Consider the following 18,501-nt stretch of genomic DNA (forward strand, 5'->3'; position numbering starts at 1 on the left):
TTAATTTATATTATCTTCTTAGATTTATTTATCAAGCAACCAAGAAAAGGCTGGGTCCTGAAAAATATGACGTTTAGGAACAGTTTGTAAATTCTGATCGCATTCATCTATTGTACCTAATTTCAAAGCACAGACTTCTGGTATATTTTCTTGAACAGTAAAAATTTGACTATGACAGTTCTGGCAGTAATAACGCTGTTTTCCTGGAGAAGAACTATAGGAAACAAGCTTTTCTTTTCCATGCAATACTAGCTTTTCACTGCTAACTTTAGCATTAACTGTATAGGCAGACGCAGTTGCTTTCCGACAAAATGAGCAATGACAAAAAACTAATTCCGATAATTCCTCATCTAGAGTGTAGGTCACTGCTTTACATAAACAAGATCCTTTAAGCATTATGCTCCTTTCTACTTAGGCATTAGACGAATTCAAAAAGAACCGAATTTCAACACCCAAGCCTTGCGACTAGGGGCGTCAGAAACGCGGTTCCACCCTAATTTATTACTTCATTATTTTTTAAAATTTACCAAAAGCGCCACACTCATCTCTCAACCACCTGACTCTCACTATCTCAGGCTCGCTTGGGATTTACTGATAAGATATTCTTTCTTGTCGTCTATTATATCAAAAAGGAATAAAAAAGTAAAATTATTTTATCACTAGTCCTATATATTTCTTAGCCAAAATTTAACAGCCCCAATTTGTGCCCCTTTTTGAACAAAAAGAAAAACCGCTACTCCTAAGAATAACGGTTTAATCATGTTTTTAAGCTACAAATGTAGTTGCTCTATTATTTAAGAGTAACAATTTGCAAATCCTATTTTCTCCCAGTATTAGTGGGTTAATTCCTCAATTTTCAACTCTGGCAGGAATTTGGTAGGTAAATTGATAATCCAAGATTATCTAAACTGTTTGTAATCTCTTCTGAAATTGTTGAATCACCTGAATAATACCAATGACTATATGTATTCAACGTAGTTGACTTATCAGCGTGTCCTAATCGATATGAAACATATAAAGTATCCTTATGTAACACATTTATAAGATAAGATGCATGACTATGTCTTAATCCTTTCCCCGTAATTTCTGGTACACCAGTAATCTTAGCATGCCTTTTTATTATCCTAGAAATTGTAGACTTACACAAGGGGGCACCAAAACGTGATATTACATAATCTTTTTCATCATTCTTGATTTGAACTTCTCGCCATTTTCTAAGTATTGTAATCGTAAAATCATCTAAATCAATTTTACGATTCCCTGCTACTGTCTTTGTTTGTTGTTTAGCATACCATACACCGTTTTTGTCTTTCTCAATTGTCGAATGAACATGAATCCATTTACGTTCAAAATCAATATCTTCCCATTTAAGAGCAATACCCTCACTAACTCTTAAACCAGTCATAAAATATAACCAGATCGTCATGTAATTATGGAGTCCCTCATACTCACTAATATCAAAAGAGTTTATTACCTTCTTAAATTCATCAAATGTCCAAAATTTTGTATCAGGGTGTTTTCCTCTAGGATTATCTAATCCTTTAAAAGGAACTCTATCAATATAACCCAATCTTTCTGCATAGCCCAGACATGCTTTAAATCTAGACCACATATTTTTAGCATAGTTACTAGAATACTTGTCTATAATAGCTAAGCGAAATCTTTCACAGTCAATAGTACTAATATCTGATAATTTTTTACTACCAAATTGCTTAATAAATAATTGATGATGTGGTAAAGCGGTCTGATAAGTTACAAATTGAACTTTTTGTTGATAATATTTTAAATAAATCTCTTCCATAAACTCTCTAAAAGTTAGAAAACTATTATTAGTAGTAGAGTTCACAAATTCATGTTTTAAACGAAGTATCTCTTCATATGCTTCCTTAAAAGAATTAAACGGTAGTCCTTGTTGATTTTTCCTTCCTTTCTTTTGGATTCTTTTCCCAGTTATTGGATCAACTCCTAATTCAATTTGAAAATAAATTTTTCCTTTTGAATCTTTGTATACACCTTTATATTTCTTTGTCTTTGATATAACCATTTTTCTCACCTTCTATATCTGAAAAAGAAATACCAATTAAATTTTCTACAATATTTTTAGGAGCAATGCCTAACCTTTTATTATCGAAAGGTGAACATCCTAATTGTACCGCATTCTTATCATTTTTTCTAGCTTCTTCAAACTTTTTTACAGCAATCTTTTTTGCTTGTCTAATAATATTTCTTGATGTGTGCTCTGGAAAACCAATCGCAACTAAATCTTTATAGTTTACTGTTTCCATGATTTTACTACTTCCTTTCTTAGATTTTTTCACATCCATGGCATGACTGATGAAGTCATCATAAGAATTTCACTTGCTGCTCTTTTACGGTGGCAGTCTGAACGGTCAGAAGTATCATTGTATATCATTCGTATCATGGCATATAAAGTATCGCTCTATTTTATTGATCGTTTAAAAATCGCTCTTATATCAATTTGTCAGCCAGTTTAGTACTAACATTTGTACTATTTTTAATTTTTTTTTGTAACATCTCTGAAAGTAAACGATATTCGTCATTTGTTATTAATTTTAGACTTAAAAGTCTATTTAACATACTACAAAATAAACAATAATCAATTATTGCCTCCATAAAATTTCTCCTAGTTAAAATCAAACTATAGTTTTACGACATTGGCAGGTGTGCTGACGCACAACATAGAAATCTCATCTCTCCTCTATTAACGATTGAGAAGCAACAACGTTTAGAAGTATCATTGTCCCTAGAATGTGTCTTGGCATAGAGTGTCGGTCTATTGTCTCATCAAGATTTATCGCTCGCTTACGGTCTTGGCGTCTTGTGAGATTGCTCGGCAAACTAGGAAAGTCCCACCGTGGTCTATTCAATTTTCAATGAACAATAGGCATTTTTGTCTCTTACTCTTTAAGTGAAAAATATGCCTTACTGTTCAAAAAATTTTCTAAGTTTTTTCAAAATCTTGTCTCTCAGGTAGGCCAGACTACTTGGAGGAATATGTTTTTTCTCTGCTAACGCTCTAATGGATAGTTCTTTAAAATATAAATCCGAAATTAGGGTATACTCTTCATCATTTAACTTTGACAAAGCTAATTCAAGAAGTTTCAACAGCTCCCTAGTCTCAACAATTTTCTCAATATCTATGGACTTGTCTGCTAGTTTATCAAGGATGTCATATTCATAATCTCCAAAACTTGAAAACGGCAATACATTATATTTTGCATCTAAACGTTTCAAATAATTCTCACGATTTGTTAACTGCCAATAAGCCTTATAGACTTTCTCTGATACTTCAACTTTCTTACCATTTACTAAAATGTAATAATCTTTTTCCATCTTGTTGCTCCGAATAAAATGACTTCAATAGCCTTCACTGTATTAGTGAATTTTTATAGGGAGTGAACAAAGTAAGTAAGGTAAAAAGTTTCACATATTTGATTTATTAAAAATATTCGAACCTAAAAGACCTTGCCAGTCTGTATGTATCTGACAAGGTCTGTTTCGGTCTCTTTAAATCTATATAAATTTTTCTAAAAAACTGGGAGTTTCAATTTCTTGACTGAATTTGTTAACTATATCTCTAGTAAATAAACCGAGAAACTCCAGACTCTCATTCGGGTTTATTTCAAACAATGAATAATCAGCTTTTTCAAGGTAATCATGAAGTTCTTGATAATTTTTTATATAACTATATCCCTGAGGTGCAGAAAAATTAGGAGACATCTTTTTAGCTTCCTCTAGTAGAACTGGGCTATCTAAAAGCGATAATGAATGAATAGCGGAAAAATACTTGGCTCCTTCTCGATAATGATTGTTTAAATTCAAACAATAGTCATTATTTAAATCAGAATCATTTAAGAATGACTTAATCTCATTTCGTTTCCCCATAACCATTTTTCCAACAATCATTTTAGCAGGTGCAGATAAATAAAGGTAAGCAACCGTTTGTTGTTCAGGAATTCTTGAACGATATTCAAAATGTTTCTTTTGGGTTAATAAGGCTCTAAAGAACTCCGGTTTAAAACTCAGAATAATTTTCTTCAATTAAAACTCCTCCTTCATTACCTCTAGCAAATAATTTACAGTGTAATCTCTAAAGAAATACTTTGGATCACTTGCCCAAGGTGAAAAGACATTCCATAACTTTTTAATCGCATCATCTCCTAGCTCATCTTTAATCAGTGAGATATTAACAATATACTCATCATACATGCCACGATATGCTGAATCTCCTCCAACATATTTACGTTTTGAAAGTTTTGAACCTGAACGATCTAAAATTTGTGGTGTATATATAAGTGCCGGAATCTGGTTATATCCCATTTCCTTCAATCCTTCATAATAGACACGCAGAGGCCATACGCCACCCCAATCAGCGCCTTCAAATACAATACTCAGTGTATTATTTTGGGCATCATTCTCAATGATAGAGATCCCTTTCATAAGATTTCTCATTGGTACATTGGGATTGACTTCCACTTCATTTGTTTCATCAAATGTCAATTCACAGAAACCATGTTCTGGACATTCTGTGCTAAATTCTAACTTATCCTTATAAACTGTGATTTTAGTATCTTTAGTATTTGTGCTGTACAAACCACACTGGGGACACGCTAGTCTAGTACGAAGTTTATTTTCTTTTGGTGTAATAATTTTGGCAATCCTATCATGATTATTATACATATCAATCAGCGCCCGACGTGCATGACGTTCCTTTTGAAACTCATTGAATGTTCTGATTTTATAATCAACACCAGAGAGTTCACTTAATTCTGACAACAATTCTTCAAAAAACACACGATAGAATTCATAATCACTTAACTTACTATCCTTACTATACGTATGGTTTAAGGGCTTGAAATATACACTTTCCTCATGAACTACTTTTTCTCCTTTAGCATGTTCTAAGAGATCCAATGTTACTTCAACTTCTACCCCATATTTTTTTCTTAAAATATCTGCATATGCAAATCCAAATATAAAGTTAATTAAAGTACCAAAATGAGGGTAACTATTTGGTTGCGCACACAAAAGTATATTGACCTTATTAACTCCATCCATCTTTAAGTCAACAATCTGTGTAGTATCATTTAAAATATAGTTCATTCCTAAAAGTGGAAAATACGTAGCATCCATCATTATCCCCTTATTCTGTTTCAAATTTAAATTCATTTAGTATTTTATCTTTTAAAGAAAGGACATCATCAATATTTTCTGCAGTATATACAGATTGAAATACTTTAGTGGCACAGTGTTTCCCAAGCCCTAAAGAGTCCCCGGCTTTAATATATACATCAGCTGATTTTACTCCATCCAATTTTAAAATTTCATCAACATCAGACACAAATGTCACTTTACCCTTTTTAGGATAAACTATAGTCCATCCTCCCTGGTTGACTTGACTAATTATTTCATTAGGAATTAGTTCCTCATGATTTGATTGGAGGTTATACTCAACTTCAAAAAGATTTGTTCCAAATAACGATTCAATGACTGGGACAACTCCCGCCCCTCCCGGCCTGACCCCAATCTCACAAAAATAGATACCATTGACTGAATTTATAAGCTCTAAGTGGAGTGTCACTTTGTCCATCCCATAGCACGCTATAACTTCATGAGCCGCATCTATAAGTTTATCTCTAAGTTGACTATCACTAACTGACACTGCAGATAAAGATTTATTTGATTTAAACTCAAATTGATTTTCTTGATACATCATCAAGTTATTAATTATTGGGGTCTTATTAATAACAAATGTATCATAGTGAAACACTTGACCTTCTATAAATTCCTGAATTATATAGCTTTTATCTTTACGTATATTTTCTGCAAGTTCTTTCACCTCTAAATCAGACAAATCACTTGTAAAAATTGCCATATCTTTGGAGCCCATACCATCCTTTCTTTTCGCTATAACTTTTTTAAATTTTTTTAGCAGTCTCACAACCTGACTATAATCTATATAGTCCTCTGTATATGGAATTTTAACAGAGTTTATACCACTATTTTCAAGCACATCAATCATGAGCTTCTTATCTCTAAAAGTGATAACATCCTCTGGCTTTTTTCCATCAATTTTGAAATGTTGCCGTAAGTATGCGGCACTTAATAAGCAGTATTCTTCAAAAGCAAAAATATGCTCAATAGTGGCTTTTGAACCGATACAACTGATTAATTCTTCTAGTTTTTTTATTTTTACATTGGTTGAAATAGTGACTTCAGTTTCAACTGTAAGTAAATTTTCCAAGTAGTCCTCTGTGTATTCTAGACTCTCTACAGGTGTTATAATATGTATTCGATCTACATTCTGGGCTTCTTTTATGATAAAATCTAAAAAATTATTTAAACCCAATAAAATAAATATTGATGTTTTCATTAAGTTTCCTTCCTAATTCTAACATTACCAAAACTTTGTTCCATAAATCCAATCATAATTTGGATAACCATAAATCGTTCCATCATCGCTTATATTTTTAGGAATTTCGCGCTCCTTACCATAAAGATTTATTACGTACTCTTTAGGAAGAATATGACCTTCAAATTCAGATGAAGTGTTTTCAACCCTATCAACAATTAATGTTGCTGAAGTTAATCCTGGTGCTTCAGGCAAGTGATAACTGTGCATACCCGTAACCATATCACGAATTACAAAACCACTTTTGATTAAAAAATCTTGAATATTTCTCATAGCTTCAACAGTCCATAAAACATTCTCATCATAGGGTATAACCAAACATCCAGACGACTCTTGTTTACATAACTCCATACATCTATGTAACCAAGCAATCGTACTTAATCCTTTATTTTTAGAACCATAAGGTGGATTTATATAGAAAAAGTCAAATTTTTGTTTTAGATCTGGATCAACTTTATCAATGACATTATAAATGGAAGCTTTCACTGGAACTGAAAACTCGAAATCTTTAGAAAATTTATCAATGTTATTGACCATTCTCTCATCAAAGTCAAGAACAGTGAGGCTCTTAGGTTTAGAGGTAAGTCCTTGTGTTGCAAACAACCCAAACATCATGCTCATTCCATCACCATCACCAAGAAATAGCACATCTTTATCACTTAAAAAACTATGCATTAGCATTGTTTGTTGTATCATATCACCACCATGCATAAAAATCTGGTCAAAGGTTCTGTTAGCTGATGGCCTTCTATATGTTACTTGGTCTGCCAAGTTAACCATTTGTTGTGAAATTGAAGGATTTAAGTTAGCAAATAAATTTTTCAAAACATTTCTCCTATTTTATTTTTTATTTTGTAAAAACTGCGAAGGGGGCTATTACTTCTGCAAGCAGTGTAATTTTTACCGTCTTATGATTAGTGGTGTAACTATCTGTTTTAACTGCACACGCTTTATCCACTCGATAACGGATATAATCACTCAAAATCGTTCCACATTTATTTCCGATTCCAACAGAATATGTATCCAAAGATAAATCAAAATTGCAAACTGTTAAATTTTTGATGCACAAAGCAAATTTTGAACCCAATACATTAATTTTTTCATCTATGGGAGACCAATCTACATTATCAATCGAGAAGTGATGACTCTTATCGGGAGTATTATTCAACTTCGATTCTGTTAAAGACATAACTAGATAAAGCTTTTCTCCTTTTTTATAGACATTCTCTGCAAAAGGTTGAACTTGAGTTAAAGGGTGACAAAAGTTTCCCCCATACCCCCAAAAAGTATATCCAACTTTTGCTATCTCATCTTGTTTACGCCTCACTATACTATCAACTGTTTCACCGGCATGTACACCGTACTTCATGTATATAATGTTATCCATTTAACTATTACTCTCTTTCATACTCAATACAGATCTCACTAAAATATTTTCTAGCTGCCTCTTCTATATCAGTTCCCGACAACATAATATAGCCCCATTTTCTATCAAATGAATTTTGTATAGGGTTGACATCTATTGTTGTAAAATCAAGCCTATCTTTTACATAAATATCATCTGAAAAAGTATGAGAATGCTTTGTAACAGATGATATTTTACCAACCTCAGGGATATAATAAAATATTCCAGACCTCCCTTTATTTGTTACTAAAGGCAGCTGTTCACCATCTAACGCTTTAAAAAATAAATAGTATGGATTATAACCTGATACATTTTCGACTAAATCTGGTATGCAATCTCCCCCAGCTCTTAGATGAGATTCCACGACATATACCTCATTAGTTCCCTTCTCAATTATCATTTCTGTGTGTCCCAATGTAGTATTGACGTTAAGGTGATTAAAGATTTTCCTAACATTATTATAAATATCATTGACAAGGTAAGATTCTAAATTTGCACAGAAGACATGACCACTCTCAACAAATTGTGAGTGAGGTGTCCCTTTCGGAATCTTATACTTATCTGTTATCCCAAATATCTGTGTAACTCCATCATAAGTTAATGTCTCAACGCTTACTTCTTTACCATCAATAAATTTTTCCATAATCAACCATCCATTGGATAACGACTCATTAAGTTGTTTTGGAAAAATATCTTCGAATCTATCTTCAGGTGATATCAAAAGGATATCTTGACTTCCTTGACCTGCAACTGGTTTTATAATTGATTTTCCATTGACCTTTAAAAATTGTCTCACGTCGTCAACAGTTTTGGGAACGATATTAGGCACTAGTTTTAAATTGATTGACTTTAAAAAATCTCTCATTTTCTTTTTATCTATAAGTATATCTACCGATTCTTTGGTTACAAACCGATTTTCAGATAAAAGCTTTTCAGAATAGACAGCTGATTTTAAGACTCCGTCCCTAGTATCAGTAAACGAAACAATACCAGCTACAATGTTAGTAGATACAATTCTATCAATTAAGCCATCTAATTCTGATAAATTATTTATGATCACAGTTTCATCTGCAAAATTACATGCTTTAATAAATGTACTGTGTAACATATTGGATTGAAGTATATTGATAACATAAAATCCTTGTTCTTTAGCAGCCTTTACAACTGCTTTATGTCCAAAAAGTACTATAATTTTCTTCATGTTTGTTTCCCCTCCAATTAAGTTATGTGCGTCTCTAAAATATTTATGTCATTTTCCACATAAATTTTGCTCTGCTTGCTAAACAATTCATAATAAGCACCTTTTTTAGTCATTAACTCATCATGACTACCAGTCTCAATGATTTTGCCACCTTTTAGAAAATAGATAGTGTCTGCAATCTGGCAATTAGCAAGTCGATGAGAAATAAATACCTTTGTCTCAATATCATGCAACTTGGAGACTGTTTCAAATATGGTATGCTCATTTTCAATGTCTAATGAAGCAGTTGGTTCATCTAAAATAAGTAGTTGAGAATCTTGATATAATCCTCGTGCAATTGTTAAGCGTTGGAATTGACCACCAGATAAGCTAATACCGTCAGCATTCACAGTGGGATTTAGTTTTTTCCCTAAAAAATTTTCATCCTGCAACAATATTGACTCTAAATTCACTGATTGAATAACGGACTCAATTTTGCTTCTCTCCTTCTCCTTATCAATAATAATGTTATCTATTATACTTTCTGGAAATTGGATTGACTCTTGTTGAACAAACGCATAATTATGATTTACTCCGTTAGAAACAGATCCAGTTTGTGGTTCTAGAATCCCGGCAATAATACCAATTAAGGTTGTTTTTCCACTTCCATTTTCACCTACTAAAGCTACTGTTTCTCCTTTTTTAATCTTCATTGTAAGGTTATCAATGACTTTATTACTTCCTGTATAGGCGTAAGAAATATTATTCATCTCAATAGCGTACTCACTGGTGTCATCAAAATTACTTGGTACACATTTTAATTTATCTAGGCTATAATAAGACGAAAGTTGGGTGCAGACGGTCAATAATTGTAAGTAAGCTGCAAAAGAGTTTTCAATCATGCCAACAAAAGTAAATAGTGCGGTAATAGCGAGGCTAAGTTCAGAAAAGGCTTGATTTTTTGATAGAGTGATTAACATGATTGAACCGATAACTAGACTAGCCACACCTAAAAATGAACTGACACCATCAAAAAAGGCAACTCTATACATCCCTTTTCGGAGTGTCTTATTTGTCTTTGCTATATACTGATGAAATTGTGAATTTACTAAAATAGATAGATCATAAACTTTATTATCACTTAAAAACAGTCCATTCTTTGCTAATTGTTCAAAATAGTTAAGTCCCTTATTGATGTTTAATAACTTATTTGTTCTCATCAATAGTATTTTCTTTTTTAACTCGTTTATGCCAATAGACAGCCCAACTATCACTACACATGTTAGTGCCACAAAAGGATTGATCTTACTAAGAATAGCAGCACTAAAAAGCAATGTTACAAATGTGTAGACTAGTGTAGTAATAATTTCATAATATCGAATGAAAAGAGACTGGTTATCGATAGCAAATAAGGTATTTGATAACTTTGTTCTAATCTCTGATGATTGTAATTCTGAGTAAGTATGGCTCAACATTTTTGATACAATCTTAGTCTTCTTTGACTCAGATAACACCTGATAGAACATTTCAGCCTTTTTAGTTGCGAAATCTGATATTAAACGACAAATTAAATAGAACAGTATAATAACTAAGATAAAAAACAAATTAAATTGATCACTGTAGGCCGTAAGGAGATAGACTAATACTGTAGGAAAAAGGTTAAAAAGTGTATTTGTCATCACTAACAAAGTCACATAGAGAATAAATACTGGCATGAATTTTCTTTTGATATAATCCATGGATTATTCCTCCCCATATCCCTTGTTCTGTAGTTTGTATAAATCAGCGTAATATCCATTATTTTCTAAAAGTTCTTGGTGCTTGCCTGTTTCAACAAGTTCACCATTATCTAATACTAAAATATCATCAGAAAATTTAGTAGCCAACAAACGATGTGTTACTATAATAGACATCTTTTCTGAAGTTATTTTCAAAAACTCCCTAATTGTTTTTACTTCATTATTAATATCCATGGCTGAAGTGGCTTCATCTAAGATATATAAACTTGAATCTTTCATCATAGAACGAAGTAATAACAGCATTTGGACCTGTCCGCCAGAAAGTTGTACTCCTTCTTCTGATAAATATTTGGTATAGTGACTATCAATTCCTTGTGGTAGATTTCTAATCATATCCTGTATTTCTAATTCTTTTATCAAGGTATCTAATCGTTTGATTTGTGAGCAATCAAATTTCGGTAATACATTTTCTCGAAATGTAAAGGCAAGAAAATCAGTTTTTTGAAAAACAGTTGCAAGTTGCTGGTGATAACTTTTCAAATCGATTTTGTTTAAATCAATCCCATTCACTAAAATCTGTCCGACAGTTGGCCTTATAAAACCACATAATAATTTAATTAGAGTTGTTTTACCAGAACCACTCTCGCCAACAATTGCTACTCGATTGGGAGATTCAAAACAATATTTTATATCCTTCAAAACATACTGGTCACTATTGGGATATTTATAAGAAACATCTACAAACTCTACCTTGTTAATTTCTCCAATACTTACTTTTTGAACTTCATTTTGATAAGTAGTAGTCAAGCATAAAAAGTCTTCATATAAGTCATATAGACGAATATCTGTTTTTATTTTTTCTCCATTTTTCAATAGTTTGCTTATATTATCCTGAACCACTTTAATCATTGATAGATAAAAGATTCCGTCTGTAACTCTCAGATATCCACTATGAACACCTAGTAAAATCAAAATGATTCCTGTTAGATAAGGAAGAGCAGATAACACACTAATATACAATAAATTCAAACCATACTGATTAATTTTATTCGTACTCAATTCATAAAACTGTAAAAGTCTGTCAGACAACTTTTTCTGTACAAAATTTTCATAACTCGATGATTTAACTTCACGTAGCATTTTGCTATCCGTTAAAACACTGGAATAAAATCCTGTATAATTCTTTTGACTTTGTGCTAATACATCAATCGCTAGATTTAATTCAGGAATTTTACCATTAAAATAGTGAACCAACAAAGCTAGTAAAGTCATGACAATCATAAATACTCTAGTCAAATTATCGTTCATGATTGCGATTAAAACTAATGAAGAAATAATTGCGAGAGAGGATGGGACTAACTTCATCAATCGCTGATATCCTTTCCAACTTTGAGCAGAAAATAGTTCCCCATTCCTATTTGTTGTTAAATCTTTCTCTGAGATTGTACTTTCAATTGGTAGATCTATTGTTTTTTCAAAATAAGAAGTTACCAAATAGGATAATCGAAATTCTGCTAACTCTGTTTCAAAAATTTGTGATAGTGGGGGACCCAAGAAGCTCAGAAGGAGATAGAATACAGAACTTACAATCGTTAGTTGAAGATTACTTACTCCTTCAATATAATTTAAAAACCCCTTTAAAAACATAACACTAGATACTGGTAAAATTGCATATATCAGTGTAAAAATAACTGTCAGTGAAATGAGTTTTCGATTTGAATAATGTCTGTAGATACTTCCTATTTTTTTCATAAGTAACCTTCCTTCAGTAATTTTTTCTGTACGTTTAGGAGTGGGAGAGTAGATTAGTATCTACTCTCCCTTATGTACATAAGGACTCATCCATCCTTATTGCTTTTAGGATTAACCACCTACAATGATTAATATGTCACATATAATAAACAGTAAAATTTTTATGAGCCTCTTCATAAACTTTTTCCTTTCCTTTATTTTAGACTTATTGTAAACTAATATTAGAAAAACCAATTTTTTGTTGTGAAAGTGGGATGATTTATGGACGATTTTGGGAAAACACTACGCTTTATCAGGACGAGTAAGCAAGTTAGTATAAATAAATTAGCCGATGATGTTATATCAAAATCACAACTTTCAAGATTTGAAAGAGGTGAGTCTGAAATATCTTGTTCTAAGTTGAATTATCTTTTAAATAAGTTAAATACTTCCTTCGATGAATTTTTAATTATTAATAGAGGTTTTTCTGATTATGATTTTAAAATCATGATAAATGAAGTAAGAGATTCTACTGCTTCAAATGATATTCAGAATATAATAAAAATTTTAGAGAGTTATCAAAACAAAGACAAAAGCACTTTAAAAAACTTTGAAATCACTCTTTTAAAATCTATTCTTAATAATTACTCTAAAGATATATATCCCTCCAAAAGTGAATTAGAAGAGCTCGTTGATTATCTGTTTAAAGTCGAACATTGGGGCTACTATGAAATTTCTCTATTTGGTAACTGTTTTAGACAATTAACTTATCAAACTATCTTTTTATTAACAAAGGAATTATTAAACAAGATTAGATACTACATTCGAGCAGAGAGTAATAAAAGATTGGTTATTCAACTTACTATTAATTGTCTAATTGTTAGTATTGACAAGGGTCACTTCAAAAATGCGAGGTATCTTTTAAAAGAAGTCGAATATCTTTTAAATAATGAAACCAGTTTTTATGAGAAAACCGTATTCATCTATGCTTCTGGCTATTTACTTTATAAAGAAGGCAACTTAGACGGTAAAGATAAAATGCTAGATGCTTTAAAAGTTCTTAAAATTTTAAGTGAAGATAAATTCTATAAAAATTATATTGAGCACTACAATAAAATAGTGAATTAATTATCTATAATATAAATATAAATTAGCTTACCGCTATCTACTGTTTAGTAGCAAGCACAGTAAGTGTGTACACACTTACGACAAATTGATGAAGCAGCCCCTTGTGGAACTGCTTCTTTTTTATCAATTTAAACTTGTTAGGGAATCCCCTAAGACCCCGAAATACACTGCAAGGAGAAAGTAACTATGGCAAACAGAACAAGAAATATTCAGCTCAAAATATGCCTTAACGAAGAAGAAAAATAAATTTTTGAGAAAAAAATGAAACTTACCAAATGTAAAACCATGAGTCATTTTATACGTAAATCTGTCTTGGAAGGAGATATTTTTGTGATAGACTTACAACCCTTCGTAGACTTACAAGGACTCCTCTATAATGCAACTAACAACATCAATCAAATTGCAAAACGTGTCAATACCACTGCTGTTATCTATAAAGATGACATACAAACAATGAAGGAAAAAATAGACTCCCTCTCAAAAGAAATCTGGCAAATACACTCTCTTTTATTCTCAAGAACACATAAGGCAGGAGAGAAGCAAAATGGCAGTCACTAAGATTCACCCTATCAAATCAACGTTAAATCTTGCTATCGACTACATCACAAATAACGAAAAGACAGACCAAGAAATTCTTATTAGCACGCATAAGTGTCACGTTACAATAGCGCATACTCAATTTTTAAAAAGACGAGAACAAGAACAAGTTCATGGAACTGTTCTAGCAAGACACCTCATACAATCTTTTTTGCCTGAAGAAATCTCCCCAGAATTGGCTCACGAAAATGAACTGGAACTCTGTAAAAGAGTCTTAAAAGATGAATACGAATTTGTACTAAGTACTCATATTGATAAAGGGCATATCCATAATCATATCATCTTCAATAACGTCAATATGGTGACAGGAAAATGTTATCAATCCAATAAGAAAACCTGTCATCTAATCCGCTATCAAAGCGATCTAATCTGTAAGGAAAAAGGGCTATCTATTATAGATAAGTACTACGAAACCTTTAAGAAAAAATACAAACCAAAAGGTAAATCATAGTATGAAGATAATCAACGAAAGCAAGGAACATCTTGGAAAAGTAAACTGCAATTTGATATTGATAGAGTAATTAGACAATCAAAAAATTGGGATGATTTCCTGTCTAAAATGGAAAAAATAGACTATGAAATCAAGCATGGGAAATATATTGCCTTCAGACATAAGTATAATGAACGATTCACCAGAGGAAAAACAATTGGAGAAGATTACTCAGAAAAAAGACTCAAGGAACGAATCACAGAATCACTGTCGAGAAAACGAAAACTGTCTAAGGAACAAGTAGGAAATATCATTAATCTAGTCAAAAACTCTATTTATCAGCTGTTTTAGATGGCTTTAACAGCGAAATTATCGCCCATAATCTTTCAACTTCACCAAATTTAGAACAGGTGAAAGCTATGTTAAACCAGGCCTTCAGTGAGGATCATTACACAAATACGATTCTCCATAGCGATCAAGACTTGCAATACCAACACGATTTTTATCATCGGTTTCTAGAGAGTAAGGGAATTCAGCCATCTATGTCACGCAAGGGAAACAGCCCAGACAACGGTATGATGGAGTCCTTCTTTGGAATTTTAAAATCCGAAATGTTTTATGGTTATGAAAAGCACTTTAGGTCTTTAGAAGACCTTGAACAAACTATTGTGGACTACATTGATTACTACAACAACAAACGAATCAAAGTCAAACTAAAAGGACTTAGCCCTGTGCAATACAGAACTAAATCCTTTCAATAATTATTTGTCCAACTTTTGGGGGTCAGTACAAATCGAAAGACTAGTTTTGTTAATTCACGTACTTCAAGATTGGGAAACTGTGAACCGCTGGCTTCATTGAGAAATTATGCAACCAAGTTAGTTGGGTGTTGAGCCCATTTTCTTCTCTGCCTTTTCGTTTAGGAATGTATTTTCTGCCATGAGAAATCTGACGAATTAAGTCACGACCTCGTATAAACTTTTTGAATTGGACATTTTCTTTGTGGTGAATAAAGAAATCGAAACTTTTTTATAAGAATCCATAATATTCTTCTCCTTTCTTTACAACTACTGAGATGTTAAGAACATCTCTCTTACTAAGAAGCAGCTAAGTGTCCATCTGTTACTGTTGATCCAATCTCGGTTAAAACAGTGGCTGCACTTGCTTCGCTCACACCAGTAATTGTTTGAAGGTATCTTTTTTCTTCAGGGAAACTCCTTTTCGATATAAGCCTGAATCTCACAGGTCAATTTTTAAATGAGATCCTGATACATCCGTTATTCTTCTAAGCTCTGTTCCAAGAGAAAGCGATCGTCTAGTGATAACTTCACATTCATAGCTTCAGCTAATTCTCCAGGACTTTCTTTGACATGCTTATGAATGTAAGGAATCACGTTATCACAGTCGATGACTTCCCCGTTAATAAAGAGAGTCAAGAGATACTGTCCTATCTTGGAGAAGATGTCGGAAAGATAACTAGTCAATTTAGTGTTGGCCCTTTGTAAGAGATTATGATTTTCGTTTTTGACTTGTGTCTGATGTTGCTTATAAGAAACCAGTTAACGAATGAGTAAATGTAATTGAATAACCTTAGATCTAGAAATGTAGTATTTTCTATAGTTATAGAATCTTCTATTCTATAGTAATATCAGTTTGTAATTTCTGATTTGCTTCTCCATTCATATTCAAAATTCTTACAAATGTTTTTAATCTTCTCACCAAATCCTCATACTCATCAAGATAATGACCGAGTTCCTCTTGTAGCTTTCTTATTTCTTCATTCACATACTCTAACGACGCTGATTCTGTCAAGTTCAATTTTGAAAAGTCATATCTTGCAAGCTTTCGACTGCTTATATCTTCACTCTTCAAATTGATAAGTACTTCCGCCATCTTATTTAAGTTGGCGATTTTTTCATTAATTTGATTTAGTTTTATATCTATCTCTGCTATTTCTTTTACTAACTCATCTTTAATGTCTTGGTATTTCTTATCTGCTTCAGTTAATTCAATGAAGAGGTTAATCTCAGTAATCTTTTCCTGTAGACTCTTAACTGTAGATCTTCTGTATGGTATTACTCGACTATCGTTGGTTAGCTGTCTTATCAATGTTCGTCCTTCGACATACTGATTCTTATCCGAATGTTCTTTGTTATATACAAAGTATGAGGTTGTCTCACGTATAAAAATTTTATATTTTGTTTGATTCTCTTCTTCTAGAATATCTAATTGATAATTGGGAATGAAAATGAGACCACTCTGCTTAATACCAAAAGATACTTTGATATAAATGCCCTCATCAACTAGCTTCTCTATTTGGTTCTCTGCAAGTTCCACTTCAAATTCACGAACGGTATCTCGTTTTTCCTTAAATGTCTCAAAGGCTTCCTCAATCTCTTCAGTGGATACTTTATCCTTATCTCGTTCTTCTTGGAAAGCATGGTACTGTTCCTGTAAATTCTCTAATCCTTCTGAAACACCGACTTCCTTATTTTTAAAATAATCTTGAAAAAATTTGACATCATATAATTTCTTATCACTTATTTTTTGATGACCCAAACTTATCTTTTGATTATCTTCTTCCAGGATAAAAGTTACATTTTTTTGTTTTAAGCCAATGGTTAAATTCAATTCTTTTGCTTTTGTTATTAACTCTTCTAAAGAATTGACACGGTTCAACAAAAATTCTAAACGACTTTCAATCTCTTGCTTAGCAAAATGCATTCTAAAAAATTCGTCATCATATAGATCTCGTTTGCTGAGTTGGCGTCCTCGAATTGATTTTGTCATTGCACGATCCGTCATCAAAAAACGGCTATGCTTCTGACTAAAATCAATCTGAACATGCAACTGCTTTGCTTTCTCTAAAAAATCATCAAACGATTTAGATTGCTGCATCAAAAAATAGAGACGTTGTTTCAATTCAAACTTATGACTAGATTCCCTATATTTTTTATAATCACGATAGGAATAACACTTCTCAATAATTTTTGCACCAGCTATTTTTGAAATACGGTCAGAAATCATACGAAAATTTCTTTCTATAGCATAGTTCCATATCAATTTTTTATCTGAATTACGATCTATAGCATTGATTAGGATGTGATTATGAATATGATCTTTGTCTGTGTGAGTTGCCACGATGAAACGAAAACGTCCTCCTGTTAATTCCATCATGGTCTCATAACCAATACGATTAATTTCTTCAGGTGTCAGATTATCTTCAGGAGAAAATGATTGGATGAGATGATGGGCATGAATAGTTTGTTGGTGTTTTTCTTGTCGGTCGTTTCTGAATTCGTACAACTTGTCATTATTGGTGAAGTTGACATTGTACATTTCTACCATTTCTGCATGACTAGGGAAGTCCAAGTAATTGCTCATGCCAAAATCAGATACCAATTTCAAATCATCTGTTTTATCGGGATTGAGGATATACTTAATCAAACGCCTACGATATTTTTTACCGTGCGTCGCAAAGTGTTTAGTAACTACCATGAAACTCCTTCAGTCTTTTCACCTCCACTTGAAATTCTTTGTCCACTTCCTTAATTAACTCTCCGACTCCTTTACTCAATTCTTGTAATTGGTCCTGAGAAATCAGATGGCTTTGATTAATCGCACGCGCAATTTGATTGATGTTATTTCCAATCCGTCTCAATTCAAAAACTAACTGGTCATAAGTATCTGTGTTAATCGTGACAAATGACATATTGGGATTAAGCAAAACTTTTCTGGCATAGACTGAGAAATTTTGACAATTGCTCTTAGCAATCCGTTCATTCAATTGGTGTAATTCTGGATCAGTTAGAAATACTTTTTTGAGATTGGTACGATAGCGATAAACCATTACATCCT

General features: G+C 32.3%; 17 protein-coding genes and 2 pseudogenes. 4 read left to right on the forward strand and 15 right to left on the reverse strand.

The features are described 5' to 3' along the window. Window positions 1–24: 24 nt before the first annotated feature. From HMPREF2728_RS01835 to HMPREF2728_RS01890, 12 genes are all read right to left on the reverse strand, one after another. Window positions 25–396 (reverse strand): GFA family protein, encoded by a 372-nt coding sequence (locus HMPREF2728_RS01835; RefSeq protein WP_000912012.1) that lies wholly within the window; start codon window positions 394–396, stop codon window positions 25–27. Window positions 397–856: 460 nt separating this feature from the next. Then, window positions 857–2,044 (reverse strand): tyrosine-type recombinase/integrase, encoded by a 1,188-nt coding sequence (locus HMPREF2728_RS01840; protein ID WP_049525899.1) that lies wholly within the window; start codon window positions 2,042–2,044, stop codon window positions 857–859. Continuing rightward, a complete protein-coding gene (locus HMPREF2728_RS01845; RefSeq protein WP_000450956.1) occupies window positions 2,016–2,285 on the reverse strand; it encodes a DUF3173 family protein in 270 nt (89 codons plus the stop codon). Before HMPREF2728_RS01845 ends, HMPREF2728_RS01840 begins: the two co-directional genes overlap by 29 nt. Window positions 2,286–2,943: 658 nt before the next feature. Next, window positions 2,944–3,354: a hypothetical protein gene (locus HMPREF2728_RS01850; RefSeq protein WP_022524909.1), complete on the reverse strand. Its 411-nt coding sequence runs from the start codon at window positions 3,352–3,354 to the stop codon at window positions 2,944–2,946. A gap of 180 nt (window positions 3,355–3,534) precedes the next feature. Then, on the reverse strand, window positions 3,535–4,062 hold the full coding sequence (locus tag HMPREF2728_RS01855) for a hypothetical protein (RefSeq protein WP_049525902.1): 528 nt from the start codon (window positions 4,060–4,062) through the stop codon (window positions 3,535–3,537). Further along, complete coding sequence (locus tag HMPREF2728_RS01860; protein ID WP_049525904.1) at window positions 4,063–5,190, reverse strand: hypothetical protein; 1,128 nt, start codon at window positions 5,188–5,190, stop codon at window positions 4,063–4,065. Beyond that, on the reverse strand, window positions 5,165–6,394 hold the full coding sequence (locus tag HMPREF2728_RS01865) for an ATP-grasp domain-containing protein (protein WP_022524912.1): 1,230 nt from the start codon (window positions 6,392–6,394) through the stop codon (window positions 5,165–5,167). Before HMPREF2728_RS01865 ends, HMPREF2728_RS01860 begins: the two co-directional genes overlap by 26 nt. Window positions 6,395–6,418: 24 nt before the next feature. Then, window positions 6,419–7,258: a bis-aminopropyl spermidine synthase family protein gene (locus HMPREF2728_RS01870; protein ID WP_049525906.1), complete on the reverse strand. Its 840-nt coding sequence runs from the start codon at window positions 7,256–7,258 to the stop codon at window positions 6,419–6,421. Window positions 7,259–7,280: 22 nt separating this feature from the next. Further along, a complete protein-coding gene (locus HMPREF2728_RS01875) occupies window positions 7,281–7,802 on the reverse strand; it encodes a hypothetical protein (RefSeq protein ID WP_148130240.1) in 522 nt (173 codons plus the stop codon). Between the two features lie 25 nt (window positions 7,803–7,827). Next, the gene (locus HMPREF2728_RS01880; protein WP_049525908.1) at window positions 7,828–9,039 is read right to left on the reverse strand and encodes an ATP-grasp domain-containing protein; all 1,212 of its coding nucleotides are present in this window, start codon (window positions 9,037–9,039) and stop codon (window positions 7,828–7,830) included. 17 nt (window positions 9,040–9,056) lie between these two features. Continuing rightward, window positions 9,057–10,757 (reverse strand): ATP-binding cassette domain-containing protein, encoded by a 1,701-nt coding sequence (locus tag HMPREF2728_RS01885; protein ID WP_022524916.1) that lies wholly within the window; start codon window positions 10,755–10,757, stop codon window positions 9,057–9,059. Between the two features lie 3 nt (window positions 10,758–10,760). Then, window positions 10,761–12,509, reverse strand: a complete 1,749-nt coding sequence (locus HMPREF2728_RS01890; RefSeq protein ID WP_049525909.1) for an ATP-binding cassette domain-containing protein — start codon at window positions 12,507–12,509, stop codon at window positions 10,761–10,763. 261 nt (window positions 12,510–12,770) lie between these two features. Here HMPREF2728_RS01890 and HMPREF2728_RS01895 point away from each other — a divergent pair, with 261 nt between their 5' ends. From HMPREF2728_RS01895 to HMPREF2728_RS01910, 4 genes and pseudogenes are all read left to right on the forward strand, one after another. Beyond that, window positions 12,771–13,616, forward strand: coding sequence for a helix-turn-helix domain-containing protein (locus HMPREF2728_RS01895; protein WP_022524918.1), 846 nt, complete (start codon window positions 12,771–12,773; stop codon window positions 13,614–13,616). Between the two features lie 246 nt (window positions 13,617–13,862). Then, a complete protein-coding gene (gene mobC / locus HMPREF2728_RS01900) occupies window positions 13,863–14,174 on the forward strand; it encodes a plasmid mobilization relaxosome protein MobC (protein WP_239682077.1) in 312 nt (103 codons plus the stop codon). After that, a pseudogene (locus HMPREF2728_RS01905) lies at window positions 14,161–14,908 on the forward strand (relaxase/mobilization nuclease domain-containing protein); the annotation flags it as partial. The gene mobC (HMPREF2728_RS01900) and the pseudogene HMPREF2728_RS01905, both read left to right, overlap by 14 nt. A 52-nt stretch (window positions 14,909–14,960) precedes the next feature. Beyond that, window positions 14,961–15,404: pseudogene (locus HMPREF2728_RS01910) on the forward strand (IS3 family transposase); the annotation flags it as partial. A 516-nt stretch (window positions 15,405–15,920) separates the two neighbouring features. Here HMPREF2728_RS01910 and HMPREF2728_RS10510 read toward each other — a convergent pair. The 3 genes from HMPREF2728_RS10510 to mobC (HMPREF2728_RS01925) all read right to left on the reverse strand — a co-directional run bounded on the left by HMPREF2728_RS10510 (window position 15,921) and on the right by mobC (HMPREF2728_RS01925) (window position 18,493). Then, window positions 15,921–16,079 (reverse strand): hypothetical protein, encoded by a 159-nt coding sequence (locus HMPREF2728_RS10510; RefSeq protein ID WP_161800918.1) that lies wholly within the window; start codon window positions 16,077–16,079, stop codon window positions 15,921–15,923. Window positions 16,080–16,275: 196 nt separating this feature from the next. Next, window positions 16,276–18,141 carry an SAG1250 family conjugative relaxase gene (locus HMPREF2728_RS01920; RefSeq protein WP_049525912.1) on the reverse strand — a complete coding sequence of 622 codons (1,866 nt, stop codon included), beginning with the start codon at window positions 18,139–18,141 and terminating at the stop codon, window positions 16,276–16,278. Then, complete coding sequence (mobC, locus tag HMPREF2728_RS01925) at window positions 18,128–18,493, reverse strand: plasmid mobilization relaxosome protein MobC (RefSeq protein WP_000263039.1); 366 nt, start codon at window positions 18,491–18,493, stop codon at window positions 18,128–18,130. The genes HMPREF2728_RS01920 and mobC (HMPREF2728_RS01925) overlap by 14 nt, the downstream gene beginning before the upstream one ends. Window positions 18,494–18,501: the final 8 nt, after the last annotated feature.

It is taken from the genome of Streptococcus sp. HMSC061D10, assembly GCF_001808865.1.
Lineage (GTDB): Bacteria > Bacillota > Bacilli > Lactobacillales > Streptococcaceae > Streptococcus.